The organism is Leptolyngbya sp. PCC 6406 (assembly GCF_000332095.2).
Lineage (GTDB): Bacteria > Cyanobacteriota > Cyanobacteriia > Phormidesmidales > Phormidesmidaceae > PCC-6406.
Genome location: NZ_KI913949.1, coordinates 3,041,034 through 3,067,672 on the forward strand (window position 1 = coordinate 3,041,034; position 26,639 = coordinate 3,067,672).

Sequence of the window (26,639 nt, forward strand, 5' to 3'; positions counted from 1 at the left end):
CTTAAACCTGTCTTATCGGTAACGCACTATGCAAGGCACCGTTGACTCAAACGCCAAGTCGGCAACCCCCGCGATCGCACCTGCCCATGCAGAGCATCAGGATTTGCGGGTCATTGGTCTCATCACCTTCCTGGCCTCGGAATTCCTGATGTTTGCCGGTTTCTTTGCCCTGTTCCTGGTCTATCGCTCCTCGGCAGCGGCTTGGCCCCCGGAGGAAACCGAAGTGGAGCTGTTATTACCCGCCATTAACACCGTGATTCTGGTGTCGAGTAGCTTTGTCATCCACTACGGCGATGTAGCGGTCAAGAAAGGTGATGTTGCAGGGCTACGGAAGTGGTACCTCATCACCGCCCTAATGGGGGCGGTGTTCCTAGCAGGGCAGGTTTACGAGTATATGAACCTGGGCTACGGCCTGACGACGAACCTGTTTAGCAATTGCTTTTACTTGATGACGGGCTTCCATGGGTTGCACGTATTCATCGGATTGCTGTTGATTTTGGGGGTGTTGTGGCGATCGCGCCGTGAGGGACACTATGGCGCTGAAAAGCACACAGGTGTCGAGATGGCGGAGATCTACTGGCACTTCGTCGATGTGATCTGGGTTGTCCTCTTTAGTCTGATCTACCTGCTGACGCTGATTTAGGGGCTGCGGGCAATTGAGGGGAATTGTCGCCAATTAGGAGACAATTTTGTTTCTTCCATTTTGTCCTCACTCCGCAGGGGTTAGTGGGAACCTGCCTTCTGCCTTTCCCCACAGGGACAGTACAATAGATCCACCCCTGCTGCGCCCTTTCAGCCCTTCCTGCCCATGCCGCGTTGGTTCAACACCACGGGTCCCTGCCAACCCCACAAGCACTACATGCTCCCCGCGACCAGTCGGCTGCCGATCGCTACCGTGCAGCAGTTGATTGCAGAGGAGAATTATTTCGTGCTCCATGCACCCCGGCAAGTGGGCAAAACAACGGCAATGCAAGCCTTGGCCGAGCAATTGACCGCCTCGGGGAACTACGCGGCTGTGTTGGTGTCCGCAGAAGTAGGCGACCCCTTCCGCCATGATCCAGGGGCTGCTGAACTCGCCCTGCTCGCCAGTTGGCAACTGAACGCTCGATTACAACTCCCCGCCGACCTACAAATGCCACCGCCACCGTCCGCGCCTCCCGGTCAGCGGGTTCAGGCAGCTTTAACAGCGTGGGCACAGGGGATTCGCTTGCCTTTAGTTCTGTTCATTGATGAAATTGATTCGCTCCAGGATGAAGCCCTCCTATCAGTGCTACGGCAACTGCGCAGTGGTTTCCCCAATCGCCCCCACGCATTTCCCCAATCCCTAGCGCTGATCGGACTGCGAGATGTGCGCGACTACAAGGTTGCGTCTGGAGGCAGCACGCGACTGAACACCGCCAGTCCCTTTAATATCAAGGCGGAATCGCTCACCCTACGCAACTTTAATCAAGGGGAAGTCGCAGAGCTATACCATCAGCATACGGAGGCGACGGGGCAGGGCTTTGAGCCTGAGGCGATTCAGTTAGTTTTTGAGCTAACCCAAGGTCAACCTTGGCTGGTGAATGGGCTGGCGCGGCAATTGGTTCGAGAGATTGCGCCCAATCCAGCCACGCTGATTACGCTGATCATGGTGGAAGAGGCCAAGGAAATCTTGATTCAACGTCGGGATACCCACCTCGATAGCTTGGATGAGAAGCTGTTGGAGCCCCGTGTCCAATCCATAATCGAGCCGATGATGGCGGGGTTGCCGCTGCAAAATGTGGCCAATGATGACATTCAGTTTGTGATTGATCTTGGGCTATGCCGGATGCTTCCCGAAGGGGGCATGGCGATCGCCAATCCGATCTACCGCGAAATCCTGCCCAGAGCCCTTGCGATCGCGCCAGCAGCGTCACTGCCCCAGATCACGCCTTCCTGGCTGACACCAGAAGGGCGGTTGGATTTGGATGCCCTGCGAGAGTCGTTTATGGCGTTCTGGCTGCAACATGGCGAGCCCCTATTAGGCAGTGCGCCCTACCATGAGATCGCACCACACCTAGTGTTAATGGCGTATTTGCATCGGGTCGCCAACGGGGGCGGAACGTTGGAACGGGAGTATGCTATTGGGCGAGACCGGATGGATTTATGTCTGCGCTATGGGGATGTGGTGCTGGGCATTGAGATTAAAGTGTGGCGAGACCGCAGACCTGATCCCTTGGGTGCTGGCCAGGAGCAACTGGATGGCTATCTGGCACGGCTGGGGCAGCGGCTGGGATGGCTCGTGATTTTTGACCGACGCTCTTCGGTTGTGCCGATCGAGGAGCGGCTTTCGTCCGATTGGGTAGCAACGGTTAGTGGGAGGGCGATCGCTGTGATCCGCGCCTAGTGAAGGTCTGGGCTGCTGACAGTATGGCTCCCTAGAATAGCTACCAAGGTTTAGCTAATGGCAAAACTCATAACAAGACTGATGCGAAAGTTCAATATCGTTCACAATTGGGGTAGTGAACGGCGGTAGTATGGCCAATCTGATTGAACTGCGGGGGATCCGCAAGGTCTATGGCATCGACAATACGGAGGTTCATGCCCTGTGGGATGTGGATCTGACCATTGACCATGGGGAATATTGCGCCATCATGGGGCCGTCGGGCTCCGGCAAGTCCACCGCCATGAACCTCATTGGCTGCTTAGACCGACCTACGGCGGGCGTTTATCGCCTGGATGGGGAAAACGTAGCGGACTTGGATAATGACACCCTAGCCCACATTCGTAATCGTAAAATCGGCTTTGTCTTCCAGCAGTTCCACCTGCTGCCCCAGCTCACGGCGCTGGAGAATGTGATGCTGCCAATGGTGTACGCCGGGGTGGCTGGGGGAGAACGGCGCGATCGCGCCATTGAAGCCCTCCAGCGCGTGGGGCTGGGGAACCGCATGGTGAACAAACCCAATCAGCTCTCCGGGGGGCAACAGCAGCGGGTTGCGATCGCACGGGCAATTGTCAATCGGCCCCTCTTAGTGCTCGCAGACGAACCTACCGGAGCCCTAGATTCCCAGACCACCCGCGAAGTGCTAGCGCTGTTTCAAGCCCTGAATGATGACGGCATCACCGTGGTGATGGTTACCCACGAGCCCGAGGTGGCTCGCCTCACCCGCCGTGTCATTTGGTTTCGTGATGGCCAAGTGGTGAATGCCCATCTAGCCCCAGAAACCATTGGCTCCCTCACCGCCATCACCCCCTAAGGGATCCAGATCCTGGGTATCAACTGAAAGCGGGACAAATCTCTTGGGGAGGAGTTAGGAGTTAGAAGCCAGAATCTAGGAGAGTACTGACTCCTGACTACTGGCTCCTAACTCCTGAATTCTTCGGAGCCCATATTGTCTCGGCTTACGTTGATGCCCGAGCCATATAGAGCCCCGCTGGTGCAACTCCACCTTGGGGCGTTGAATTAGGGGTGCCCCAACTCTGACGGAGTAGCCATTTCCCCTATAAACTACGATTAGAGTCTTCTAGCTAAATCATTATCCAGAATTTTCATCAACGATCCAGGGATACACCCCCTAGGGCCAAAGGTTTAATCAACCCACGGGATGATTTTTTAGATGGAATACTTTTACCCCCCACAACAATTTTGGGTATTGAGCGCGTGAATACGATTCCCCCCCTGGACCTCACTGAACAGTACCGCACAATTCAACCGGAGGTGGAGGCTGCCGTGACTGCTGTTCTGGCCTCTGGGCGTTATATCAACGGTCCTGTTGTGGAGGAATTCTCCCGTGCCTTCGGAGATTACATTGGCACGGCGGAATGTGTGGCTTGCAATTCCGGCACTGATGCCCTGTACCTAGCCCTGCGGGCCTTAGACATTGGCCCAGGCGATGAGGTCATTACCTCCCCCTTCACCTTTATCGCCACAACGGAGGTGGTGAGTGCCCTGGGAGCGGTGCCGGTCTTTATCGATATTGAGCTGGACAGCTTCAATCTGGATCCAGATCAGCTAGAAGCCGCTATTACGCCCCGCACCAAGGCCATCATGCCCGTCCATCTCTTTGGCCGTCCAGTAGATATGGACCGGGTGATGGCCATTGCCGAGCGCCATAATTTAGCGGTGATTGAAGACTGTGCCCAGGCCGCCGGGGCCGAATGGGGCGATCGCAAGGTGGGGGCCATCGGCCATATCGGTTGCTTCAGCTTTTTCCCGACCAAAAATTTGGGGGGCTGCGGTGACGGCGGAGCCCTGACCACCAACGATCCCCAGGTGGCGGAGACGGTGCGGATGCTGCGGGAGCACGGCAGCCGGGTACGCTACTACCACGAAGCCATTGGGGTCAATAGCCGCTTAGATGCCCTACAAGCAGCTATTTTGCAGATCAAGCTGCGCCACTTGGAGGATTGGAATGCCGCCCGTCAAAGGGTGGCAGAGCGCTATCAGAATCTCTTGGCCCCCATCCCCGGTGTGGTTGTTCCCCCAGCCCCCGTGGGAGGACGTAGTGTGTGGAACCAGTACACTGTGCGCCTAGAGGCGGCGGCAACCGCAGGGGGAGAATGGCGCGATCGCGTCCGCCAGCACCTTGCCGATCAAGGCGTGAGTTCCATGATCTACTACCCCTTGCCCCTCCATCACCAACCCGTCTATGCCAATCTGGGCTATGGCCCCGGCAGTTTTCCTAAGTCAGAACTCGCAGCCCAGCAGGTTTTAGCCCTGCCCATGTATCCCGAACTAACCGCCGCCGCCCAGGAACGGGTGGTATATGCCCTCAAAGATGCCCTAGCCTAGTGTTCTGTCAGGAAAAGGGCGAACAGCCGTTCGCCCCTACTAACCACCCAATAGATAGGGATGGCATCACTGGCTCGTTGCGGGAACGGGTTCGTAGTCGTAGCCGAAGCCAGAGCGATTACCGGGGACAATGGTCACGACTTGGGCCGCTTGATTGCGATCCCCTGAGGGCAAAAACCGTACCGGATCCGTGGCTCCCTCGGCTTGGAAATTGGCGCTGGTCAATGCCTGCTGAAGGCTCTCGCGGGTGGGGTTGGGCGCTGTTTGGAGGGCGGCAATGAAGGCCGCGATCGCATCGTAGGTGGTGGCAGTGCGCCAGTTAACATCACCGCCCCAGAGGCTACGGGATGCCTGGGCAAAGGGGGACTGGCTGTGGGCCAAAATATGCCAAGGAATCGCCACCACCATCCCCACCGCATTAGCCTGCCCCTGTTCCAAGATGCGGGGATTGTAGAGACTGTCGCCGCCTAGGAGTATCAACCGCCCCTGATTGGCCTGAATAATAGCCACTGCTTGGTCCAAGGTACCCGTATTCGTCGCCAGCATCAGCACCGCTGCCCCCCGGTCAATGGCCTGAGTCACCGCCTCGGTAGCGTTGAAACTGCTATTGGCCACATCAAACTCACTCACTACCGCTCCACCATCACTAAAGGTGGCCGTGGTGAACTCATTCTTGAGGGACACGCTGTAATTGCTCTCCCCGTTGTAAAACACTGCGGCCTGATTTTCCCCCAGATCATTAAGCATGTAGCGGGTCAAAGCTGCTGCTGTAAAACGATCACTGGGGGTCGTCCGCAGTAGGTAGGGACTGCGACCCGAGAGCTCCAGGGAGGTACTGGTGGGGGAAATTAAGGGCAGTTGGGCCTGACTATAGCTGGGCTCCGCCGCTAGGGTGACGCCGCTACTAAAGTGGCCTATGACCCCTAGCACCTCTGAGTCAGCGCCCAAGGCGGCAGCAACCGCTTGGGCAATGTCCGGGTCATCGCCATCGTCGGCGATCACTAGCTTCAGCGGGATGCCTTGAATGCCCCCGGCCTGGTTGATCTCATCCTGGGCCTGGGCCGCCCCCCGCAGGATCTCTTGGGCCGGGTCTAGCGCGGGGCTGATCGGAGCTGCCACCGCTAGGGTGTAGGCCCGTTGATTTCCAATGCGGGCGTTATTCAGATAGATCAACGTTTCAGGATCATTGCGATTTTCCCCGAGGGCTGCTTCTAGGGCAGTGACGGCGCTGGCGTAGTCTCCCTGACCATAGGCGGTAATTCCCGCCACTTTAGCGGCAGAGGGATTGGGCACCAAACTACGCTCCCCTCGACTCAAGCGAGACCCTTGTCCATCCGCTGGGTTGGAGCCATTGCCAGCGGTGGGGGTACCGCCCCCGAAATACCCACGAATGGAATCCCGCATCCAGTAAGCCCCTCCGGCGAGGAGCCCCACGGTAACAAGGAGGGAAACGCCTAAAACGAGGACTTCTTTGCCGCCCGAGGGTGACCTCGCCATACTCACACCTGCTCTATAACGAAAAGGAATGCTGGGATAGAAGGCCATGATGGCTCTCGGCCTTGGGGTGTCTCCTGGTCCGGGTACCGCTCATGGAACGGGGGCATAGTCATAGCCATACCCAGAACGACTACCAGGGACAATTTCTACCAGTTGAGCCGCTTGGTTGCGATCGCCGGAGGGCAAAAACCGTACTGGATCCGTGGCTCCCTCGGCTTGGAAATTGGCGCTGGTCAATGCCTGGTGAAGGCTCTCGCGGGTGGGGTTGGGCGCTGTTTGGAGGGCGGCAATGAAGGCCGCGATCGCATCGTAGGTGGTGGCAGTGCGCCAGTTCACATCACCGCCCCACAGGCTACGGGATGCCTGGGCAAAAGGGGATTGGCCATGGGCCAAAATATGCCAAGGCATCGCCACCACCATCCCCGCCGCATTGGCCTGTCCCTGCTCCAGAATGCGGGGATTGTAAAGACCATCGCCCCCTAGGAGAGTCAGCCGCCCCTGATTGGCCTGAATCACTGCGATCGCTTGGGCCAAGCTTCCCGTATTTGCCGCCAGCATCAGCACCTCTGCCCCCTGATCCAGCGCCTGGGTCACTGCTTGGGATGCATTGAAGTCCCCTGCCTCGAAGTCGAATTCCCCTACTACAGCGCCCCCATCGCTGAAGGCAGTGGTCATGAATTCGTCCTTGAGGGAGACACTATAGTCACTCGCCCCGCTGTAAAACACCGCCACTCGGGTCTGGCCTAAATCATTCAACATATAGCGGGTGAGGGCCGTCGCCGTAAAGCGATCGCTGGGGGTGGTGCGAAACAGATAGGGACTGCGGCCCGAAAGCTCCAGGGAGGTACTGGTGGGGGAAATCAACGGTAATTGGGCCTGACGATAGTTGGGCTCCGCTGCCAGGGTAACACCGCTGCTAAAGTGGCCCACCACCCCCAGCACCTCTGGGTCAGCGGCCAAGGTGGTAGCAACCGCTTGGGCGGTGTCCGGGTCGTCGCCATCATCGGCAATCACCAGCCGGAGAGGAATCCCGCCAATTCCCCCAGTTTGATTGATCTCATCCTGGGCCTGGGCGACCCCCCGTAGTATTTCCTGGGCTGGATCTAGGGCGTTGCTGATGGGTACTACTACCGCTAGCGTATAGGCGGTTTGGGTCTCAATGCGGGCGTTATTCAGGTAAATTAATGCCTCGGGATCATTGCGATTTTCCTGGAGAGCGGCCTCAAAGGAGGCTACTGCCCCGGCGTAGTCTCCCTGACCATAGGCATTCACGCCAGCAGTTTTAGCGGCAGAGGCGTTGGGTACCAAACTACGCTCCCCTCGACTAATCCCCCCTCCCTGACCTGCACGCCCTGTCTGATCGGCGGCATTGGGTGCTCCGGGAACTGCCCTGTTTCCCCCCAAAATGCCGCTGATGGTGTCTCGCATAAAATAGGTTCCGGCCCCTAGAATCCCCGCCGTGACCACCAGGGACACAGTGAGCACTAGAATTTCCTTACCTCCAGAGGGCGATCGTGACATAACCTGTGGATTCCGTAACGGCTGTGTTTCTCCCGGTCTAGGTGGGACTTTAAGACTACCGCAAAGACTAGCGCAGGGCTTACAGGTCGCAGGCCACCTTGGCCCAGACCAATCACAACAATATTTTGTGATTTTGTGCCATTGTCGCATCTGCGACGGCCCCTTTGGGCCGGTCCCTGACCATCGCGAATGGATCAACTCCAGCGACGATGCGCCCTGCCCCTGCGGCAGTACTCAAGTCGAGGATGATTGAACCGTGCCCTACTAACGCCCCGGCAGTTGCACTACCGCCAGACGAGAGGAGGCGAGACGGTCCATCCAATAGGCTAGAAAAGCTTGGTTTGACCCCTGCTCCGCCGGATCCGTCGTCGTGGCAGCATGGGGTAACAGACCTTGGAGTGCCGCAGAGGTGACACAAAACATGGACTTTTGGAAACTCTGGCAGATCTGCACCCGCACATCGTCCTCCCCCCGCAACCCCTGACGATAGTAGTCGTGCAGGTAGTCCGGCAAAAAGTGGCGCATATCCTGCATCAACAGCGTGGGGGGAATTCCTGAGCCACCGATCGGCACCGGATCCGCATAGAGGGCTCCGTATTCAAAACGGCTCTGCTCCGGTGAAATCTGGAGAGCTTGGGCATTGTAGGAAACAGTCCCCAAGAAAGGCGTACCTCGGAAAAAAACCGCCTCCACATAGGGGATAGCGGTATCCGCCAGGAAGGTCAGCCCCGTCGATGCGGGAATTAGCTCATAGCGATCGCCGCGAATGGTCACCGCAAAGGTAATGGGCTGAGCCGCCGCCGCCACCAGCGCCCCCTTAACGTGGGCGACGACAGCGGGGATGGAGGTAATCTCCCCAGCATCGTAGCGGTCCGACAGGGTGAGAAACATCTCACTCATCACCGTCCAAAACTGCCCTAGCCCCGTGTAATAGGCCGCCAGCCGCACCTGCTCCGGCAAAAACTCTGGAAACAGGCGATGGAGCCCCTGCATCATCGGATTGCCACGAATTTTGGCTTGGATAGCTGCCTCGCAGACCGGCAAAAATTCTGGACTCCCCAGGTAATCATCTAGCCCCCCGCCACCATGCCACAGCATGGCTCGCATACAGTATTCGGCATATTCGTAGTTGATGCGGTCATGCCACCAGTGACGCAGTAGTTTTCCCAGCGTTATCTCCCCATTGAAGTACTTAAAAAAGGGAAACAGCACTAAAAACTGATCCGTGGCCACATAGTTCAGATTACGGGCATAGGCATCCAGCACCACCCCATAACTTTTGAGAATTCCCACCACCTCCATCAGATTAGTGGGGGTATCGGGCAGCAGCGCCTCTCCCGCCAACAGGCGATCAATATAGGCTTGCAGGGGATGGGCCTGGGGATCGGATTTCGAGAGGGTATAGGTCATAGCTGGGGAGAGGCGTTAGCGTCAGCGGGAAGGGCGGACTGGGGAAAAGCAACCTGGGCAATCGCAGTATCCGCGACGGGCCAGAGGGCCAGGGTGGTGCTTTCGCTCCAGCGAGAGAGCCAGTTGGGTTGGAGCCCCAGAACCACAATGGCCAGAGCCAAGACCAGCGCCGGTAGGCGATCGCTCCAGGTAACACGTGGCAGCAGAGGATCCAACACCACTGCATCCGTGGGCAGGGTCACCGCTAGGCGACCAAAGAAGACCCGGTTCACCAGCAGCAAAAAATACACCGCCGTTAGGCCCGACCCAATCATGGACAGCAGAGTCTGGATGGGAAAGGCCAAAAAGCTGCCCCGAAACACCACGAATTCGGAAATAAAGCCCACCATGCCAGGGATGCCGGCGCTGGCCATCACCCCCAGGATCATGAGGCTACCAATGATGGGAAAGCCCCGTTCTGGATTCAGCAGCCCCCGCAGCACCGTCAGGTCGCGGGTACCCGTCTTGGTGTACACCACCCCCACCAGCAAAAACAGTAGCCCGGAAATAAGGCCATGGCTGACCATTTGCATCACCGTCCCCAAAATGCTGAGGGGAGTGGCCGCCGCCGCCGCCAGCAGTACATAGCCCATATGGCCGATGGAGCTGTAGGCCACCATCTTTTTCATGTCCGTTTGGGCGATGGCTGCCAGGGAGCCGTAGAGCACACTCACTACCGCCCAGCCCGCCAACCACGGGGCCAAAATCGCCCAGGCATCGGGGAATAGTTGCAGCCCAAACCGCAGTAAGCCGTAGGTGCCCAGCTTTAACAGCACCCCCGCCAACAAGACGGAGATGGGGGTGGATGCCTCCACGTGGGCATCGGGGAGCCAGGTGTGAAAGGGAAACAGGGGAATTTTGATGCCAAAGCCTATCAGCAACGCCCCCAGCAGTACCAACTGCTGCCCCAAGGTCAGAGTCTGGGCAATAACCGGGTCGTAGTCAAAGCTAATGCTGCCCCCCAGCCACACTAGCCCCAGAAAACTTCCCAGGATCAGCGCTCCAGAGATGGCGGTGTAAATCAAGAACTTGGTGGCGGCATAGCCCCGCCGCGCACCGCCCCAAATGGCAATCAGCAGGTACAGGGGAATCAGTTCTAGCTCAAAAAAGATAAAGAACAGCAGTAGGTTTTGGGCCACAAAGGCTCCGGCTACGGCGGCGCTGATCACTAGAATCAGCGGGAAGTAAAGCCGGGGTCGCAGAATGGACGCTGGGGTGGCATAAACTGCGATCGCACCCAGCAGGCTATTGATCACCACGAGGGGCAAACTCAGGCCATCCAGCCCTAATCGATAGGTCAGCCCCAGCGCCTCCACCCAGGGTAATGCTTCCGTAAACTGCATCCCCCCATGCTGGATATCAAACTGGCTCACCACCACCAGCGCCCACACCAGAGTTATGCCCTGGATGGCCAGAGCCACCTGACGGGCACGGTGACCCGACCAGGGTTGGGGCCAGAGGCTCATGGCCAAGGCTCCCATCAGCGGTATCAAAATCAGGGTACTGAGCATGGATCACCACATCGTCCAAGTCATCAACAGCCCCAACAGACTCACCCCCACCACAATGGTGAAAAGATAGCCCTGGGACTGGCCAGAAATACTGTACTTCAGCCCCTCTCCACTCAAGAGGGAAACGAAGCCCACCGCATTCACCAAGCCATCCACCACATAGCGATCAAACCAGTCGCTGGCACGGGCCAATTGGGCCACCAGCCCTACCACCGTCATCCGGTACAGCCGCTCCGTGTAGAAGTCATAGGCCAGCAAATCCTGGGCAATGCGTAGGGACCGCTGGCGCGATCGCGTCAGGGTTTTACTCAGGGGCACCGTCGCCCCAAGGGTTACCCCAGCAAAGCCCGAGAGAATGAGCAAGGCCAAGGCGGGCTGGTTGACATACTGCCAGGGCGGCAAAAGATAGAGCCGTTGCATCACCAAGGGCACCAATAGGGTAAAGACCGTCAAAAACACCATCGGCACCGCCATTGGCCAAGGCACCTCCGGAGCCCGCCGGGTTTTGGCCTGGGCTGGTCCCAGAAACACCAAGCGAAACACGCGAGTTAGATTCAGGGCCGTCAAGAGGTTCACCAGCAAAAACACCACCACCAATTCCGGATGTTCCTGCCAGAGAAAATCAATTCCTAGACGATAGCCCCAGAAGCAACCTAGGGGCAGCAATCCCACCATGCCCAGCGCCCCCACCCCATAGGCTAGGGTTGTCGCTGGCATTTTGGCCCCCAACCCCCCCAACTCTGTGATGTCTTGACAGGTCGTGGTCAAGATCACCGATCCTCCTGCCATAAATAACAGGGCCTTTGCGATCGCGTGGGTCAGCAATACCATTAGCGCCACCCCCGGCCACTCCGTCCCCACCGCAATAAAGACCAATCCCAGATAGGCACTGGTGGAATAGGACAGCGTACGCTTAATGTCGATTTGAGCAATGGCCACCAAGGACGCCCCCACCGCCGTTATTGTCCCGATTGCCACCAGGGTTGACAGCGCCACCGGCGACAGCACCACGACCGGTTGCAGACGAATCAGCACATAGGCTCCACAGGTGACCACCACCGAGTTCCGCAGAATGGACGCCGGGTTTGGTCCCTCCATCGACTCATCCAACCACAGGTGCAGCGGAAACTGGGCACATTTACCGGTCGGTCCCGCAATCAGGGCCAGCCCCAGCAGCGTTGCAGCATAGGGCGTCAACTCCGCCGTCTTCACCCATTCATAGAGATCATCAAAATCCAGGCTGCCAGCCCAGGTGGATAAAGCAATCACCCCCATCAGCAGCAGCACATCCCCCACCCGCTTAGTCAAAAAGGCATCCCGCGCCGCCGTCACCACCAGAGGCTGGGCATACCAAAACCCCACCAATAAATAAGTAGATAGGGTCAGCACCTCCAACAGGGAATAGGCCAAGAACAAGGAACTGCTCAGCACCACACCACTCATCGCCGCCTCAAACATCCCCATCAGGGCAAAAAACCGAGCCAAGGCCCATTCTTTCTCCATATACCCCAAGGCAAAGACCTGGGCCAATAGGCTCAGACCCGCAATCAACTGCACTGCCCCCAGGTTCATCACTGACAGATCAAAGGACAGACTCAGGGTTAAATCATGGGTCTCAAACCACACCACAGACACCGTCTGTGTTCCTTGGTTCCAGATCCCCTGAAACAGCAGTGCCCCGTGGACAAAGGCCATCAAGGTCATGGCAATGTTGATATAGGCCGCCGGACGTGGTCCCGTGCGACGGATCAACCCCGTAGCCCAGGGCAGGGTTGCGATTGCCCCCAAAATTCCATAGAGGGGCACCCACCAACAGGTATCAAGGAAAAATTGCGTCATCACCTATGCGCTAATTGTGGGGAGCAAACTTCAAGGCGATGACCACACCACTTAGGGAACTGCCATCGCCTCAGTCCTAGCCATGGGTTACGGAATGGACTCCATGGCGGCTAGAACAGTGGCGGTTAAGGAATGGCTCGGATGCCTCAAACGCTCATTGCAACAGAGCAATACCCATTCCAGACCCCAGGTGGCCAGAATAGGTTGAATAGTAGCCATTTTACCCGATTGCTTACCCCTCCCGCCGTGGTGGACAGGGGATCGATCCCCACAATTCCCTATGGTTTCAATTACCGCCCCCAAAGTCGATCCCTCGGCTTGAACCCCAGAGATTGTGTCAGGAGATAAATTATCCATACCATTCTTTCATTAGTTTTAATAATATTTAACATTAGAGACAATCATTGAGGCTTATATTGCCAACGTGTCACCACCCTCCTATGCTTGACTTACATTGGAGTTTATTTGGGTTCATCCCTGCCGTTACAGAGAGAAATTGGCCATTTCAGACCCGCTCTGGGCCAGTTTTCAACTCAATTTCTGAGTTTGGTTAAGGACTCAAAAATGGATTTTCAACGGGGATGTTTCATCAGCTTTAGCAGAGGGAGATTACGACGATGCCAATTGCGGTTGGAATGATTGAGACGAAGGGTTTTCCTGCGGTGGTGGAAGCGGCTGATGCCATGGTAAAGGCAGCCCGCGTCACCCTAGTGGGTTATGAAAAAATTGGCAGTGGGCGCGTTACGGTGATTGTGCGTGGTGATGTCTCTGAGGTGCAAGCCTCTGTCGCAGCGGGCGTTGAATGTGCCAAGCGGGTCAACGGTGGTGAAATCCTCTCCACCCATATCATTGCCCGTCCCCACGAAAACCTGGAGTTTGTCCTTCCCATTCGCTATACAGAGGCCGTCGAGCAATTTCGGACTTAGAACAGCTAGGGACATGGCCCTCTGAAGATCCCATGGAGAGCAATTCTCCGCAGAAGTGATCCATACTTCTGCGGTAGAATGATGGCTTTTCTAATGGTTTGTTCTCCAAGGTTTTTGTCGGCTGATCACAGCGGCGGTTGGACTGAGGTCGCGGCAGTCCAGGACTGACCCGTCAGGGGCGTCGCGATACTTGGGGTAGAGACAGTGACAGGTAGCAGGCGTTATTTAGGAAATATTTGACATGGCAATTGCAGTTGGAATGATTGAAACCCTAGGCTTCCCAGCCGTGGTAGAAGCAGCGGATGCAATGGTGAAGGCGGCTCGGGTTACTCTGGTCGGCTATGAAAAAATTGGTAGCGGGCGCGTCACGGTGATCGTGCGCGGCGACGTGTCTGAGGTCCAAGCCTCTGTCGCAGCGGGCGTAGAGAATGTGAAGCGGGTCAACGGTGGTCAAGTCCTCTCCACCCATATCATTGCCCGTCCTCACGAGAACCTGGAGTTTGTGCTCCCCATTCGCTACACCGAAGCCGTCGAGCAGTTTCGTGAAAGTGTCAGCGGTATTCGCCCCTACGGTCGGTAGGTAGAGCGTAATGCTATTGGCTAAAGTTCGCGGCACGGTTGTCAGCACTTGCAAGGAACCGAACCTGAATGGCGTCAAGTTTTTGCTGGTGCAACTCCTAAATGATATGGGGGAACTCCTCCCCGACTATGAAGTAGCTGCCGATGTGGTAGGCGCGGGCGTCGGGGAATGGGTGCTCATTACCCGAGGGAGTGGAGCCCGTCAGCACGACGGGTATCAAGCGCGTCCAGTGGATACGACGGTGATTGCGATTGTGGACACAGTTTCCTTGGATTCTGGAGCCCTATACAACAAGCGTGAGGACTGGAGCTAGGCCCTAGAGCTAGGGCTTTAGGGCCAAAGAATAACTTCTGTTCCTCTGGGGTTGGGTAAGCCGCTCCTGTGGACTATGGGGTTGCTAGATCAGCGCGGACTGCGATGGTCAGAGACCAGCCCCAAGGGGCTATCGCGATAGGGCTAAAACGTACATTGGGAGGGTTTGGGTTATATGGGGCTCCACGGTGCAGTCGCTCCGCCACCCCGTGGTCAAAAAGGTGTGGCGGCCCCTAAGGTGGATGCCAGTGCCAAGGTGCATCCCTTTTCGCAGCTCACAGGAGATGTGAATATTGGCCCTCAGGTCACAGTCGCACCAGGGGTTTCAGTGCAGGCGGAAGCCGAATCCTCCTGTCTTATCGGTGCAGGTACCCAGCTTGAAGCTGGGGTCACGATCCAGGGACTGGCAGCGGGTCGGGTGTTGGGAGATGATGATCAGCCCTACTCCATCTGGATTGGCTCTCAGGTTTGGTTAGCCCATAAAGCAGTTGTCCATGGCCCCGCCTACGTGGGGGATGACTGCTTTGTGGGTTTCCACTCGACTATTTTTAGTGCCCGCATTGGTCCGGGTTGCGTGGTGATGATGCACGCCCTCATCCAGGACGTAGAGATTCCGGCAGGCAAGTTTGTGCCCTCGGGGTCGGTGATTAACCAGCAGTCCCAGGCTGATGCCCTCGCCGATGTGCAGCCGGAGGATTGGGCCTTGGTGCAGGAAATCACCCACACCTTTCTAGGCAGTGCGGACATCGGGACTACGGGATCCGCTCCGGTTCCGCCCCCCAACTTTAGTTCTTCTCCATCAGTTCACAGCCACAGCAGTCAAGACAACGGATCTAGGACCATGCAACCTCAAAGATTGACCTCTGACATCGTGCAACAGGTACGGCAATTGCTCAGCCAAGGCTATCGTATTGGTACTGAACATGCCGATACCCGTCGTTTCCGCAGCAATGTCTGGCAGACCTGTTCTCCTCTCCAGTCAACCCGAGAACCGGAGGTGTTGGCGGCATTGGAGGGATGTCTAGAGGAGCACACAGGGGAATATGTACGAATGTTTGGCATTGATCCCGTGGCGAAGCGCCGGGTGGCGACGCTTACCATTCAGCGCCCTGATGGTAAGCCCGTGACCGTCTCTAAAACTGCGACTGTAGCCGCCTCTAGCCCCACCAGCAGCTACAGCCACTACAGCGCCAGTCCCGGCAGCAGCCATCTTTCTGCGGAGGCGCTTCAGCAGGTGCGGAGTTTTCTCCAGCAGGGTTATGGTGTCGGCACCGAACATGCTGATACCCGTCGTTTTCGCAGCAATGTTTGGCAGACCTGTACCCCCATCGCGGCTACCCGAGAGGCGGAGGTAATCAGCGCCTTGGAAGCCTGTATGCGAGATCATGCGGGGGAATATGTGCGCCTCTATGGCATTGACCCTGCGGCTAAGAAGCGGTTGGCTCCCATGACTATTCAACGGCCTAATGACAAGCCCATGGCCGCTGGTTCTGGTGCAGTGGGTCGCAGCGCTGCGGCGGCTGGTGGTGGCTATGGCAGCTTCAGCAGCGGTGGTCTCTCTCAGGAGATGGTGCAGCAGATTCGGAGCATCGTGAGCCAAGGTCATCGCATTGGCGCGGAACATGCGGATGCTCGCCGATTCCGTAGCAATGTGTGGCAGACCTGTGCCCCCATTGAAGCTACTCAGGAGGGGGCTGCGATCGCGGCAGTAGAACAGTGTATCCGCTCCCACCCCGGCGAATATGTTCGGATCTATGGCATTGACCCTGTCGCCAAACAGCGCCATAACCCCATTACGGTGCAGCGACCCGACGGTAAACCCGCAGCGGCGTCAGCCCCATCGGTCCCCATTAACGCCGGCTACCAAAATGGGAATGCCCGTAACAGCTCCTACCCTTCTCAGAATGGGGCTGCTGGTCCCCTAGGGGGCGAGGTCGTGCAACAGGTGCAACACTTGGTCGGGCAAGGCTATCGCATCAGCCTAGAACATGCCGATGTGCGCCGCTATCGCAGCGGGGCGTGGCAGAACGGTGGGGTGATTGAAGGGCGCGGCGCGGCAGAGGTGCTGGCGGCCCTAGAGCGTAGTCTGGGGGCGCATCATGGTGAATATGTGCGCCTTATCGGCATCGATCCCCAGGCTAAACGTCGAGTTCTAGAGACGACGATTCAACGGCCCTAGGGGCTGCATTGTCCCTTTTCTATGAATCCAAATAGGCTCGGCCCAGAAACGGCTTCAGTCTATGTGGCTGGAGATGTGCAGATTGCGGCGGATGTTGCGATCGCACCCGGTGCGGTATTGCAAGCCGCCCCCGGTAGTCAGGTCGTGATTGCCACCGGGGTCTGCTTAGGCGCAGCGGTGGTGATCCAGGCGCGAGGTGGAGCCCTGTCCCTAGAGGCTGGGGTTACTGTGGGCCAGGGGGGACTCATTCTAGGGACGGGTCTTTTGGGAAAAAATGCCTGCATTGGGGCAGACAGTACCCTGATCAATCCCCAGATTGCTCCAGAGCAGATGGTGCCGGCACGATCTCTCCTGGGGGATCCCAGCCCTCCCCAGATCTGTTCCGTATCCGCAACGGCTCCTGGCTCTCCCCCAGAGACTGGCGCTCTCCCAGACCAGTCTCCCCATAGCCCACCCCAGAAAGAGGGGACTGAAACCCTAGACCCTAACCGGGCTGAAAATGGAAATTTACCCCCGCCTGAGGTAGGCACTTTAGCCACCCACACCGTAGTCTACGGGCGGGAACAGGTGATGCAATTGATCCAGACCCTATTTCCCCATCGCCAATCCTTAGCCGTCCCCGAGTCGAGCGAGCACCCATAAAATCACGGCCATAGAATAAAGCGCATAGAATTATAGAGAGTATCGGATAAAGCTCTTAAGATGTAGAGGCATTCCGCCCTCTCAGTAGAGGCACGCCATGACTGCGAACCTGAACCTTTCCCCCACCCAGACCACCCGGCAGGCCGCTCCCCAGACAGCGCCTCCCCCGGCTTCTCGACGCTGGGCCAGCAAGCTCCAAGGAGCAGCTTTGGGGCTGGTGTCGGTGAAGAGCTTTCCAGCGGTGGTGGGCACAGCGGACGCCATGCTGAAGTCGGCGGACGTGATGCTGATTGGCTATGAGCGCACCGGCTCCGGGCAATGTACTGCCATTGTGCGCGGCGGGGTGGCCGATGTCCGGATGGCAGTAGAAACAGGTTCCGAAACCGCCAAGCAGTTTGGCCAATTCCTTTCCTCCTCCTTGATCCCTCGCCCCTTACCCAACCTGGAGGCAGTACTGCCGATCTGTACTCATTTGGATGAGTTAGAGCGTTTGGGTCAGGGTCGCATGGGCAATCAAGCCCTAGGTCTAGTAGAAACCCGAGGCTTCCCTGCCATGGTAGGGGCCGCAGACGCCATGACCAAGGCGGCGGAAGTTCAGGTTGTGGCCCACCAGACCATTGGCTCCGGCCTCTGTACGGTCATTATTCGCGGCTCTCTGTCCAATGTTGCGATCGCAGTGGAAGCGGGAATGCATGAGGCAGAGCGTATTGGTGAACTCCATGCTGTGATGGTGATTCCTCGCCCATTGGACGATTTGGAGCGGTCTCTGCCCCTAGTGGAGATGGACGCCGAGCCCTCCCCCATGCTCCTTCCCTTGAAACTAGAGGAAAAACCCAAGGAACTGGTGTCCGTCGCCGTTGCAACAAAGACAGAAACAGCAACGGAATCTGCCCAAGCCCTAGCCCTGCCGGAAGTCCAGAGCACCCCTCTGCCAGATCTGCCAACAATGCCAGACCGCCAAGCCGCTCCCTACACCGAACCGCTAACAGAAGCCAATCTGGATTAGCGTATTCCAGCTAAATACTTTTCCAGCTACCCTTGAGCCCCTGAAAACACAAGGGTTTTACCCCATCAGCTATTGGGATCATATGGATCATATAGCGATTCTGCATGAGCTTTGAGTGAGCCTCTTCGTGGGTGCCGCGAAGGTCCTCAGAAATCAAATAGGATTACTATGGCGGGGCAGCGATTGGGAAAATAACGGGCAAGTGCGAAAGGCCATCTCGCTCTAGTGTATCGTCAAGTTTAGACCATCAGCCCCCAGAACCGAGAGGGGAAACGGGATCATGCTAGCAGCCTGCGTATTTGCCACCATCTTATGCGGCTTTTTCGGCATCATTTTCAAGCAAAACCTGCTCATGAAAATCATCGCCATGGATGTCATGAGCACTGGAGTGATCGCCTATTATGTCCTGATTGCATCGCGGGGCGGATTGTTTACTCCCATTCTGAGCCAGGGTCGTCCAGTAGCCTATGCAGACCCTGTTCCCCAAGCCGTTATTCTGACCGCCATTGTAATTGGCTTTTCTATCCAAGCTCTGATGCTGGTTGGGGTGATGAAACTCGCCCACGATAATCCCACCCTAGAAACCCACGAGATCGAAAAACGTAATACCCCATGAACACCCTGACGATCGCCTGGATTGCCTTGCCCTTGTTCGTGGGATTCGTGATTTATTTAGTCCCCCGGCTAGATCGCCATTTGGCCCTAGGGGTGGCCCTGATATCCATCGCCTACGCCCTCCAGCTTTTCCCATCAGGCTTTGCCCTAGACAACCCAACCGCTACTCCCCTGACGCTGAATTTGCTCGACAACTTCGGCATCACCCTAGTGCTCGACGCCTTGAGTGGCTATTTCATTTTGACCAATGCCCTAGTGACAGCCGCGATCATTCTCTACTGTTGGCATAGCAACAAAACTGCATTTTTCTACACTCAAGTCATTATTCTTTTTGGCAGTGTTAACGCCGCCTTTGTCTGCGCCGATTTCATTAGCCTCTACGTGGCATTGGAAGTAATCAGCATCGCCACCTTTCTACTGATTGCCTATCCCCGCACCGACCGCTCCATCTGGGTAGCCCTGCGCTACCTCTTTGTCAGCAACACCGCCATGCTGTTCTACCTCATCGGCGCAGCCTTGGTCTATCAAACCCACCAGTCCTTTGCCTACAGCGGCCTACGGGGAGCCCCACCGGAAGCACTAGCCTTTATCTGTCTAGGTCTTCTGGCCAAGGGAGGTATCTTTGTCTCCGGACTGTGGCTACCCCTGACCCATTCTGAATCCGAAACTCCTGTCTCAGCACTCCTATCGGGGTCGGTGGTCAAGGCCGGTGTGTTTCCCCTCGTGCGCTGTGCCCTGATGCTGCCAGAAATTGACCCCATTGTCCGTCTCTTTGGTGTCAGCACCGCCCTATTGGGAGTAGGGTATGCCGTGTTTGAAAAAGATACCAAGCGTATTCTCGCCTTCCATACCGTGTCCCAATTGGGCTTTATTCTTGCGGCTCCCGAGGTTGGGGGCTTCTATGCCCTCGCCCATGGCCTAGTAAAATCGGCCCTGTTTCTGATTGTGGGCATTTTACCCAGTCGTAACCTCAAGGATCTGCGTCAGATGTCGATGGCCACCCCTCTTTGGATTGCCCTAGTGGTTGCCAGTTTTTCCATCTCTGGATTCCCCCTTTTATCGGGTTTTGGGGCGAAGGTCTTGACCATGAAAAATCTCGCCCCTTGGCAGATTATAGGCATGAATTTGGCAGCCTTCGGCACAGCTATTTCCTTTGCCAAATTCATCTTTCTACCCCATCAAAAACAGACGGGAAATAGCTCCATTCAACCTGGATTTTGGCCCGCAATCATCTTACTTTTAGGTGGGCTAGTGCTGGCCAATGTAGTCTATTACGAAGCCTATACTTTATGGAATATCTTGAAACCCCTCATCACCATTGGACTGGGCTGGATAGCCTATCTTTTGATTATCCAAGGATTAGCGATCAAGCTATCCCGTACAGCAGAACAATTTGAGCATTTAATTGGAGGCATGAGTCTGGTGTTGCTAGTGCTCTTGGGGGTGACCTTGAAATGGTTAGACATTTAATTTTACGGCTGACCCTCTGGTTTCTGTTGACAGCCAGCTTGAGCCCAGCAAATATTCTAATTGGCATCACGATTGCCCTGCTATTACCACGCAACTCCCCTCATCTCGACCGCCGTCGAGAATGGCTGAGGGTACTGGGAAAAATTTTTGTGGCCATCCCCACCGCCTACTTTGAAGCCTTTCAGATCATCCTCTGCCCCCATCGCCGGGAAGATGTGGTCATGGAGCGGGTCCAGCCCCGGCGATCGCCCCAACTAATCTTTCTCGATATCTTTTTGATCACCTTTACCCCCAAAACTGTGGTGTTGAAGTACCACGAGGCAGGCTGGTACGAGGTCCATCGAGTGCGGCGGGGGCAAGAGCTATGACGATAGTCCTAATGGTGATGGTGGTGGCCCTGTTGATTCCCCTCTACGAGGCTTGGCAAGATGAGAACATCTGGCAAACAATGTTGGCTTTTGCCAGCATCGCGACCAAGACCTCAATCATGATCTTGGTGGTGGCAGTGCTGCGGGATGATTGGATGATCGGTGTGGTCGGGGTGATCATCCTAAGCGTAGGCAATGCGGGGCTGATGCTATTGGCCCATATTTTGAAGCGGCTGAGTGATGTGTAGGGGAGTGGGGTGATGGGGTATTGGGGTATTGGGGTATTGGGGTATTGGGGTATTGGGGTATTGGGGTGATGGGGTATTGGGGTGATGGGGTATTGGGGTGATGGGGTATTGGGGTGATGGGGTATTGGGGTATTGGGGTGATGGGGTGATGGGGTAAATCCCGTAGGGGCGGGTTTAGCTCGTGTCTACTGGGAAATCCCAAATGGGAGGCTCAAAACCCGCCCTACCCAGTGCCGGGTGACCGATGTTGGTGTGGTGGGGTAGGGGCGAGCGGCGCTCGCCCTGTCAGGGGGTAGGCAATAGGGATATTGGGGTAGATCCCGTAGGGGCAATCCCTTGCCTGTCCTGTTCACGTAGCGGCTCCTCCGGAGCAACGGAGTCGTATAGCCCTTCGGGCAATAGCCTCCGGCATGGCTACGCTAGGGCGGAGCCTGCCCAGAGGGCATAGGATGGTTGCCCTTATGCCGGGTGACACGGTGTATAGCCTAACGGCATTCAAAAAAGGCGTTGGCGAAGCCACTCCCTGGGAGTTAGCCTGCCCGTTGGCGAGGAGCCTGCCTTTGGCATAGGGCTTAGGGATAGGGGCGCGGAAACCGCGCCCAATGCAGGATTTCCCGGTGGGTGGGTGACCGATATTGGTGAAGGGGATGGGTGGATTCCGTAGGGGCGCGAGGTCTCGCGCCCAATGCAGGAGGGGACAGGTGAAGGGTTCTAGGAATTTTGAATAGGGATTTATGCAGAATTTAATCAATGTCCTCAGCTATGGCTGCATTGTCGTTGGGCTGGTCTTTTGGTTCTGGGGAACCTGGCCTCTCATCGGTGAGCGGTCAGTATTGTTCAAACTCCACAGCCTTTCGGTGGCAGATACTCTGGGCTCCATTAGCATTGTCGTCGGGCTGCTGCTGCAAATCCCTAGGGAATGGCCGTTGCTTATCCTAGCCATCCTTTCCCTGGCAATTTGGAACACGATGTTGGGCTATGTACTAGCCTATTGCTCTAGCGATCGCACCCAACCGGGAGATCCACGATGACCGATATCGCACTCACCGCCATCGTCGTTCTATTGCCTGTAGCCGCCTTCTTGCTAGTGTTCGAGGTGAATCCTTACCATGCCCTGGTAATTCGGGGCATTTTGGGGGCGGTGGCAGCACTGGTCTATACCGTTCTGGGGGCAGCGGATGTGGCTCTGACCGAAGCCCTCGTAGGCACGATGCTGGCGGTGACCCTCTATGCGGTGGCGGTGCGCTCCTCCATGGTGTTGCGCCTGGGGATCTGGGTGGAGGCGGCGGAAACCGAGGGAGAAACGGGACTGGGGCTACAACTGGTAACGGACCTCCGCGCCCTGTGCAGCCAGTACCACCTCCGGCTAGAGCAAGTGCCCTATCCTACACAGCAGGCGTTGCAGCAGGCCCTAATGGAGAAGGAAATCCATGCCATTTGTCTGCTAGAGGGGGTTCTTTCGGAGGCCGAGATGGAACCGGCATCTAACCCTTCTCTGGTATCCATCCATCCTCAGCAGATCGGAACCTACCACATCATCACCCGGCTCCAGCGACTTTACGACATCATGCACGGGGGCTTGGCTACCCCTGAGATCCGCTTGACCTACACCCCTGCACCGGATACACCGGAGGCGATACCTGCCTTAATCGGTGTTGCTACCCCTGAGGAGAAGCCCCTATGAAATGGCTCTATTTGGCAGCGGGACTAGGACTCTACTTGGCCCTACTGTTCCTGCCTAAGGGGGCAGGGAATACCTCGGACTGGGCCATTGTTGAGGCGGTAGTGGCAGATAGTGGCGTGCCCAATGCAGTATCGGGAATCATTTTTCGCAATCGTCTTTACGACACCATTTTTGAGGTGGTGGTGTTTACCATTGCCATTATGGGGGTCCATTTTCTCTTGGCCAATGAGCGGCCCTATGCCCGTATTTATCAGTTTCCCGATCAACCCTCGATTATACTGGCGCGGCTGGGGGCGACGATTGCAGCTTTGGTGAGTATTGAACTGGCGATTCGGGGTCACCTCAGCCCTGGCGGCGGATTTGCGGCGGGGGTGGCGGGGGGGACCGCCATTGGTCTAATTGCGATTACGACCTCTGCCCAGGGAATGCAGGGAATCTATCAGCGCTGGAATGCTGCTCTATGGGAGAAGGTCTCGGTGTTGTTGTTCATCGGGCTAGCGGTGTTAACCCTGGCAGGGGTGGAACTGCCCCATGGGGAACTGGGACAATTGGTTAGTGGTGGGGTCATTCCCCTACTCAATATTCTGGTGGCGATCAAGGTAGCCCTAGGATCCTGGGCGGTAATTTTACTTTTTATCCGCTACCGGGGCTTACTGTAGCGCCTGAGCTGACCTCAAGAGATGGGTTGGGTGCGGGATTCCTCGGCCTGCCTGCACTGCTGGCTTACGATAGCGTCTGGGCTGATCTCAAGAGATGGGGCATCTGCCGCTATAACCACCTGATTTCTACCCTGTTGCTTTGCTTGGTAAAGAGCTTTATCGGCCCTTTTAATCAACGCTTCAAATTCCTCATCAACTTGTTTTAAAGCCACCCCAAAGCTGGCGGTGACTTGTTTCACCTCTGAATACTCGTAATCAGCTAACATCTGCCGTAATCGTTCCGCTGTTTCGGAGATTTCATCGATGCTGTAAGCCGTGAGAATCACCAGAAATTCTTCTCCCCCCCAGCGGGAAACTAAGTCCGTTTTCCGCAGTTCCTTTTGTAATACTTGAGCCACTCGAATTAGGACCCGATCACCGACATCATGGCCATAGGTATCATTAATTTTTTTGAAGTAGTCAATGTCTATCAACACCACCCCAACTTGTGAAGTTGGGGTGGTGATTTGGGAAAACATTGCCTCCAGAAAACGGGTTGCGGCCCGCCGATTGGCTACATTTGTGAGGTGGTCAATATCGGCCTCGGATGCCTGGATATGAGCCTGAACAAAGGATGTCTGCAAGGTGGCAACTGCCACAAAGACTGCGATATATATGGGGTGAGACATCATCATATGGAGCAGATAAGGAAATTTCCTCGCATCTATGGCCAAATCTTGCTCTTGCCAGCCAATAAGAATGCTGGGAACAGCGAGGGAAAGATATATGCAGACTGACAATAAAAATGCCTGTTGCTTCCTGATAAAGAGAAATATAAGGATATAGGTTAAAGGAAACCATTGAGCAAAAGTCGTAAGATTATAATGATCTTTCAGGGGAATATAGCCCCAAATAATGGCCTGCAAAAACGTTACAGTATACACAATAATAATGCCCACGGTGCCTAACAAGGCCAAGCCGTACGCTTGGGGTTTCCATTGCAAAACGAGCAAGGAAATACTGACGGAGGATAAAATGATGGGATAAGCAATTTGGTCAATCAGATTGACATTTTTATTGACAAAAGCTTCGCTCATCCAGATGGTAAAGATGGCTATTAAAAGAATGCTAAATAAAATTTTTAGCCATTGTCGTTGCAAGTCCTGGAGCTTTTGAAATGACTGGAATTGAGGGCTGTCAGAAATTATTTCCTTGATCACCGTTCTGGAGACCGATATTCCTTTTCCATTGGACTTGGCGTCTGTCCCATGGATGAATTTTGAAGTCCTGGTAGTATCTCACTATGAAGGAGCTGAGTTCAGCTCACGGGGCTCCATAGCCGCGACTGCCCGATAACTGCCCAATACTGTATGGAGGGTCGCTAAGCAATAATACTGCAACTCCCGAGCCTACCCCAAGGTAGGTTTTGATTAAAATAGTTAAGGAAAAAGGTAGTAAGGCAGAGTTATGCAAAGTTCTATAGTCAGGGACCGGCCTAAAGGGGCCATCGCACATTTCATCCTTTTGGGCATCCTCCTGATGGGTCTGCTCTTTGGTGCCCCCGCCGCCCAAGCCCAAGCCCTAATTTCGCAGGCCCCTACCGACGCCCAGGTTTACATCATTACCCCCAACAACGGCGAGATCGTCACCAGTCCCTTCGCCGTCAAATTTGGCCTCTCGGGCATGGGCATCGCTCCTGCTGGGGTTGATAAGGACAATACTGGGCACCATCATCTGCTCATTGATCTGGCGGAATTGCCCGATCTGAGCCAGCCCCTGCCCGCTACAGACCAGATCAAGCACTTTGGTGGGGGCCAGACTGAGACCGAGGTCACCCTGCCCCCTGGTGAACATACTCTGCAACTCCTGCTAGCCAACTACACCCATGTTCCCCACCAGCCTGTGGTTCTGTCGGAGCCCATCACCATTACTGTCCAATAGGACGGGCTAATAGGACGGACGAATGAGCTTCTCCGTGGTGCATTGCTCCGCGTTTCGCAAGCGACATAAAAGGCGAAGCCGCGCCTTAGCACTATGCACCCTACAGTAATCAACGCTTTGGGTACTCTTTGGGTACTTTATTTAGACGCACGTCCCTTACCGCACTAGGTTGGTTTCCCGATCTCCAGCCCAGCGTCCATTCTCCTGACCCTGCAACAATCCTGACAGTAGAGACGCGGGACGTTCCTGATGGGGCCAAGCAAAGGCATGGCGAAAGGCCGATTCCTGACAGGCTTGCAGGACATCAAAGCCGATCACATCCTGAGTGAGCAAGCTTTCGTACTCAAAGGGCAAACGCACATCGTGTAGGCCCGCATTGTCGGTACAAATGGCGATATCTACCCCCGCATCAAAGCAGCGGTTAAAGACCGTCTTAAGCTGCTGAATTTCCGTCAGGGTGCCCGTTTTGAGATAGGTGGTGGGACAAACCTCCAGACATTGTCCCTGGGCCGCTACCTGCCGTAGCAGTTCTGGGTGGCGCAGGGGAATTTGAATCCCATGGCCAATCCGCATCAGGTAGGGGAGTAACTCGGGATAGCAGCCATCTAGGGTTTCGTAAAGATGCCCGGTTGTATTAAGCCCCAGTTCCCGAGCATGGCGATAGAGCCCCGCTAGTTCCTCTAGTCGGTCGGCATACTGGGCGTCTCCCCCGGCTAAATCCACGGCGCAGACATACTGGGGATACTGGGCGGCCAGATCCACAATGGCCCGGTTGACCTCATAGGGTAGCCGCGAGTGCATACAGAGGATTTGGCGGGTGACGACGGGATACTCAGTTTGCTGGCTAGCCCGACCGACAATTTCCACGATTGCCGCCATTTGATCAATGCGGTCGGATTGGGGTAGATGTTCCGGCGTACGCAAATAGGGGGTGTAGCGCAGTTCTAGGTAGGCTAAATTTTCAAAAATGTAGGCTCCCCGAATTAGCCGATAAATAAAGTAGGGGAGGGCTTCTTCGGTTTGAACGCTTTCCACCAGGGTGTGCAGTTCCAAATATTCGGCCAGGGTGTTGCGGGGCTGGGTGTAGAACTGCTCAAACTCGGGATAGTCGGGAAACCGCTCGGAAATATCGGGGCGGTTGCGTTGAAAGTAGCGCCACAGGATGCGGGGGACGACGGATCCCCCCAGATGGCGGTGCAGTTCAGCATAAAGACTCATCGTGACTCCTTTGTATAGCCTGGACAGTTCAGGGCTTGAACTTGAACTTTTGTAAAAGTGACCTCAGCATCTCATTGTTTTAACGCAAACGTCACTCTATTAGGGATAAGATCGTAGGCTTTATCATTTTCTGGATGAGGCGGCATGGATGCTGGATTGCGATGGCCTGTGACCGACCGGAGACCGTCGTTTTTGAAGGTTCATTCCTCCTCAATTCAGCACCACCTATCCCTGTCAGGGTGCAG

General features: G+C 55.9%; 25 protein-coding genes. 18 read left to right on the forward strand and 7 right to left on the reverse strand.

All coding sequences use genetic code 11. The annotated features are described in order from the left end of the window. Positions 1-28 precede the first annotated feature (28 nt). From LEP6406_RS0213420 to LEP6406_RS0213435, 4 genes are all read left to right on the forward strand, one after another. Entirely contained in the window at positions 29-643 is a 615-nt protein-coding gene (locus tag LEP6406_RS0213420; protein ID WP_008317982.1) for a cytochrome c oxidase subunit 3, read from the forward strand. A gap of 216 nt (positions 644-859) precedes the next feature. Then, positions 860-2,365 carry an ATP-binding protein gene (locus tag LEP6406_RS0213425; protein WP_317133835.1) on the forward strand — a complete coding sequence of 502 codons (1,506 nt, stop codon included), beginning with the start codon at positions 860-862 and terminating at the stop codon, positions 2,363-2,365. A 130-nt stretch (positions 2,366-2,495) separates the two neighbouring features. Further along, entirely contained in the window at positions 2,496-3,215 is a 720-nt protein-coding gene (locus tag LEP6406_RS0213430) for an ABC transporter ATP-binding protein (RefSeq protein ID WP_008317986.1), read from the forward strand. Between the two features lie 404 nt (positions 3,216-3,619). Continuing rightward, positions 3,620-4,750 (forward strand): DegT/DnrJ/EryC1/StrS family aminotransferase, encoded by a 1,131-nt coding sequence (locus LEP6406_RS0213435; RefSeq protein ID WP_008317989.1) that lies wholly within the window; start codon positions 3,620-3,622, stop codon positions 4,748-4,750. A gap of 66 nt (positions 4,751-4,816) precedes the next feature. On the opposite strand, the gene LEP6406_RS0213440 is transcribed toward LEP6406_RS0213435, so the two are convergent. The 5 genes from LEP6406_RS0213440 to LEP6406_RS0213460 all read right to left on the reverse strand — a co-directional run bounded on the left by LEP6406_RS0213440 (position 4,817) and on the right by LEP6406_RS0213460 (position 12,567). Beyond that, positions 4,817-6,247, reverse strand: a complete 1,431-nt coding sequence (locus tag LEP6406_RS0213440; RefSeq protein ID WP_036030448.1) for an ABC transporter substrate-binding protein — start codon at positions 6,245-6,247, stop codon at positions 4,817-4,819. A 90-nt stretch (positions 6,248-6,337) separates the two neighbouring features. After that, positions 6,338-7,732 carry an ABC transporter substrate-binding protein gene (locus tag LEP6406_RS0213445; RefSeq protein WP_225886525.1) on the reverse strand — a complete coding sequence of 465 codons (1,395 nt, stop codon included), beginning with the start codon at positions 7,730-7,732 and terminating at the stop codon, positions 6,338-6,340. 300 nt (positions 7,733-8,032) lie between these two features. After that, positions 8,033-9,178, reverse strand: a complete 1,146-nt coding sequence (locus LEP6406_RS0213450) for a CO2 hydration protein (RefSeq protein ID WP_008317996.1) — start codon at positions 9,176-9,178, stop codon at positions 8,033-8,035. Continuing rightward, entirely contained in the window at positions 9,175-10,728 is a 1,554-nt protein-coding gene (locus LEP6406_RS0213455) for an NADH-quinone oxidoreductase subunit M (protein WP_008317998.1), read from the reverse strand. Before LEP6406_RS0213455 ends, LEP6406_RS0213450 begins: the two co-directional genes overlap by 4 nt. Positions 10,729-10,731: 3 nt before the next feature. Beyond that, positions 10,732-12,567: an NAD(P)H-quinone oxidoreductase subunit F gene (locus LEP6406_RS0213460; protein ID WP_008318001.1), complete on the reverse strand. Its 1,836-nt coding sequence runs from the start codon at positions 12,565-12,567 to the stop codon at positions 10,732-10,734. A 617-nt stretch (positions 12,568-13,184) separates the two neighbouring features. On the opposite strand from LEP6406_RS0213460, the gene LEP6406_RS0213465 reads away from it, so the two are divergent. The 13 genes from LEP6406_RS0213465 to LEP6406_RS0213525 all read left to right on the forward strand — a co-directional run bounded on the left by LEP6406_RS0213465 (position 13,185) and on the right by LEP6406_RS0213525 (position 23,256). Beyond that, entirely contained in the window at positions 13,185-13,493 is a 309-nt protein-coding gene (locus LEP6406_RS0213465) for a carbon dioxide-concentrating mechanism protein CcmK (RefSeq protein WP_008318005.1), read from the forward strand. Positions 13,494-13,734: 241 nt separating this feature from the next. Beyond that, entirely contained in the window at positions 13,735-14,073 is a 339-nt protein-coding gene (locus LEP6406_RS0213470) for a carbon dioxide-concentrating mechanism protein CcmK (RefSeq protein WP_008318006.1), read from the forward strand. 10 nt (positions 14,074-14,083) lie between these two features. Continuing rightward, on the forward strand, positions 14,084-14,386 hold the full coding sequence (locus LEP6406_RS0213475) for a beta-carboxysome shell vertex protein CcmL (RefSeq protein ID WP_008318008.1): 303 nt from the start codon (positions 14,084-14,086) through the stop codon (positions 14,384-14,386). A gap of 222 nt (positions 14,387-14,608) precedes the next feature. Next, a complete protein-coding gene (locus LEP6406_RS0213480) occupies positions 14,609-16,564 on the forward strand; it encodes a RuBisCO small subunit-like domain-containing protein (RefSeq protein WP_225886527.1) in 1,956 nt (651 codons plus the stop codon). A 21-nt stretch (positions 16,565-16,585) separates the two neighbouring features. After that, entirely contained in the window at positions 16,586-17,206 is a 621-nt protein-coding gene (locus tag LEP6406_RS28035; protein WP_008318012.1) for a beta-carboxysome scaffolding protein CcmN, read from the forward strand. A 97-nt stretch (positions 17,207-17,303) separates the two neighbouring features. Next, positions 17,304-18,212 carry a beta-carboxysome assembly protein CcmO gene (locus LEP6406_RS28040; protein WP_008318015.1) on the forward strand — a complete coding sequence of 303 codons (909 nt, stop codon included), beginning with the start codon at positions 17,304-17,306 and terminating at the stop codon, positions 18,210-18,212. A gap of 280 nt (positions 18,213-18,492) precedes the next feature. After that, positions 18,493-18,828, forward strand: coding sequence for an NADH-quinone oxidoreductase subunit K (locus LEP6406_RS0213495; protein ID WP_008318017.1), 336 nt, complete (start codon positions 18,493-18,495; stop codon positions 18,826-18,828). Then, entirely contained in the window at positions 18,825-20,297 is a 1,473-nt protein-coding gene (locus LEP6406_RS0213500; RefSeq protein ID WP_008318020.1) for a cation:proton antiporter, read from the forward strand. The genes LEP6406_RS0213495 and LEP6406_RS0213500 overlap by 4 nt, the downstream gene beginning before the upstream one ends. Beyond that, positions 20,282-20,665 (forward strand): Na+/H+ antiporter subunit E, encoded by a 384-nt coding sequence (locus LEP6406_RS0213505; RefSeq protein WP_008318022.1) that lies wholly within the window; start codon positions 20,282-20,284, stop codon positions 20,663-20,665. The genes LEP6406_RS0213500 and LEP6406_RS0213505 overlap by 16 nt, the downstream gene beginning before the upstream one ends. Next, on the forward strand, positions 20,662-20,913 hold the full coding sequence (locus LEP6406_RS0213510; RefSeq protein WP_008318024.1) for a hypothetical protein: 252 nt from the start codon (positions 20,662-20,664) through the stop codon (positions 20,911-20,913). The genes LEP6406_RS0213505 and LEP6406_RS0213510 overlap by 4 nt, the downstream gene beginning before the upstream one ends. 734 nt (positions 20,914-21,647) lie before the next feature. Further along, on the forward strand, positions 21,648-21,944 hold the full coding sequence (locus tag LEP6406_RS0213515; protein WP_008309253.1) for a monovalent cation/H(+) antiporter subunit G: 297 nt from the start codon (positions 21,648-21,650) through the stop codon (positions 21,942-21,944). Next, positions 21,941-22,597: a DUF4040 domain-containing protein gene (locus tag LEP6406_RS28045; RefSeq protein ID WP_008309255.1), complete on the forward strand. Its 657-nt coding sequence runs from the start codon at positions 21,941-21,943 to the stop codon at positions 22,595-22,597. Before LEP6406_RS0213515 ends, LEP6406_RS28045 begins: the two co-directional genes overlap by 4 nt. Beyond that, entirely contained in the window at positions 22,594-23,256 is a 663-nt protein-coding gene (locus LEP6406_RS0213525; protein ID WP_008309257.1) for a Na(+)/H(+) antiporter subunit B, read from the forward strand. Before LEP6406_RS28045 ends, LEP6406_RS0213525 begins: the two co-directional genes overlap by 4 nt. 14 nt (positions 23,257-23,270) lie before the next feature. Here the strand turns inward: LEP6406_RS0213525 and LEP6406_RS30310 are convergent, their stop codons facing one another. After that, entirely contained in the window at positions 23,271-24,395 is a 1,125-nt protein-coding gene (locus LEP6406_RS30310) for a GGDEF domain-containing protein (protein WP_155834689.1), read from the reverse strand. A 307-nt stretch (positions 24,396-24,702) separates the two neighbouring features. Here LEP6406_RS30310 and LEP6406_RS0213535 point away from each other — a divergent pair, with 307 nt between their 5' ends. Continuing rightward, entirely contained in the window at positions 24,703-25,176 is a 474-nt protein-coding gene (locus LEP6406_RS0213535; RefSeq protein WP_008309261.1) for a DUF4399 domain-containing protein, read from the forward strand. Between the two features lie 156 nt (positions 25,177-25,332). Here LEP6406_RS0213535 and LEP6406_RS0213540 read toward each other — a convergent pair whose 3' ends face one another. Beyond that, the gene (locus LEP6406_RS0213540) at positions 25,333-26,394 is read right to left on the reverse strand and encodes an adenosine deaminase (protein ID WP_008309263.1); all 1,062 of its coding nucleotides are present in this window, start codon (positions 26,392-26,394) and stop codon (positions 25,333-25,335) included. Positions 26,395-26,639 lie beyond the last annotated feature (245 nt).

Coding starts and splice junctions, on each gene's coding strand:
- LEP6406_RS0213420 (WP_008317982.1), top strand. CDS start 29: ATGCAAGGCACCGTTGACTCAAACGCCAAGTCGGCAACCCCCGCGATC.
- LEP6406_RS0213425 (WP_317133835.1), top strand. CDS start 860: ATGCTCCCCGCGACCAGTCGGCTGCCGATCGCTACCGTGCAGCAGTTG.
- LEP6406_RS0213430 (WP_008317986.1), top strand. CDS start 2,496: ATGGCCAATCTGATTGAACTGCGGGGGATCCGCAAGGTCTATGGCATC.
- LEP6406_RS0213440 (WP_036030448.1), bottom strand. CDS start 6,247: ATGGCGAGGTCACCCTCGGGCGGCAAAGAAGTCCTCGTTTTAGGCGTT.
- LEP6406_RS0213450 (WP_008317996.1), bottom strand. CDS start 9,178: ATGACCTATACCCTCTCGAAATCCGATCCCCAGGCCCATCCCCTGCAA.
- LEP6406_RS0213455 (WP_008317998.1), bottom strand. CDS start 10,728: ATGCTCAGTACCCTGATTTTGATACCGCTGATGGGAGCCTTGGCCATG.
- LEP6406_RS0213460 (WP_008318001.1), bottom strand. CDS start 12,567: ATGACGCAATTTTTCCTTGATACCTGTTGGTGGGTGCCCCTCTATGGA.
- LEP6406_RS0213465 (WP_008318005.1), top strand. CDS start 13,185: ATGCCAATTGCGGTTGGAATGATTGAGACGAAGGGTTTTCCTGCGGTG.
- LEP6406_RS0213470 (WP_008318006.1), top strand. CDS start 13,735: ATGGCAATTGCAGTTGGAATGATTGAAACCCTAGGCTTCCCAGCCGTG.
- LEP6406_RS0213475 (WP_008318008.1), top strand. CDS start 14,084: ATGCTATTGGCTAAAGTTCGCGGCACGGTTGTCAGCACTTGCAAGGAA.
- LEP6406_RS28035 (WP_008318012.1), top strand. CDS start 16,586: ATGAATCCAAATAGGCTCGGCCCAGAAACGGCTTCAGTCTATGTGGCT.
- LEP6406_RS28040 (WP_008318015.1), top strand. CDS start 17,304: ATGACTGCGAACCTGAACCTTTCCCCCACCCAGACCACCCGGCAGGCC.
- LEP6406_RS0213495 (WP_008318017.1), top strand. CDS start 18,493: ATGCTAGCAGCCTGCGTATTTGCCACCATCTTATGCGGCTTTTTCGGC.
- LEP6406_RS0213500 (WP_008318020.1), top strand. CDS start 18,825: ATGAACACCCTGACGATCGCCTGGATTGCCTTGCCCTTGTTCGTGGGA.
- LEP6406_RS0213505 (WP_008318022.1), top strand. CDS start 20,282: ATGGTTAGACATTTAATTTTACGGCTGACCCTCTGGTTTCTGTTGACA.
- LEP6406_RS0213510 (WP_008318024.1), top strand. CDS start 20,662: ATGACGATAGTCCTAATGGTGATGGTGGTGGCCCTGTTGATTCCCCTC.
- LEP6406_RS0213515 (WP_008309253.1), top strand. CDS start 21,648: ATGCAGAATTTAATCAATGTCCTCAGCTATGGCTGCATTGTCGTTGGG.
- LEP6406_RS28045 (WP_008309255.1), top strand. CDS start 21,941: ATGACCGATATCGCACTCACCGCCATCGTCGTTCTATTGCCTGTAGCC.
- LEP6406_RS0213525 (WP_008309257.1), top strand. CDS start 22,594: ATGAAATGGCTCTATTTGGCAGCGGGACTAGGACTCTACTTGGCCCTA.
- LEP6406_RS0213535 (WP_008309261.1), top strand. CDS start 24,703: ATGCAAAGTTCTATAGTCAGGGACCGGCCTAAAGGGGCCATCGCACAT.
- LEP6406_RS0213540 (WP_008309263.1), bottom strand. CDS start 26,394: ATGAGTCTTTATGCTGAACTGCACCGCCATCTGGGGGGATCCGTCGTC.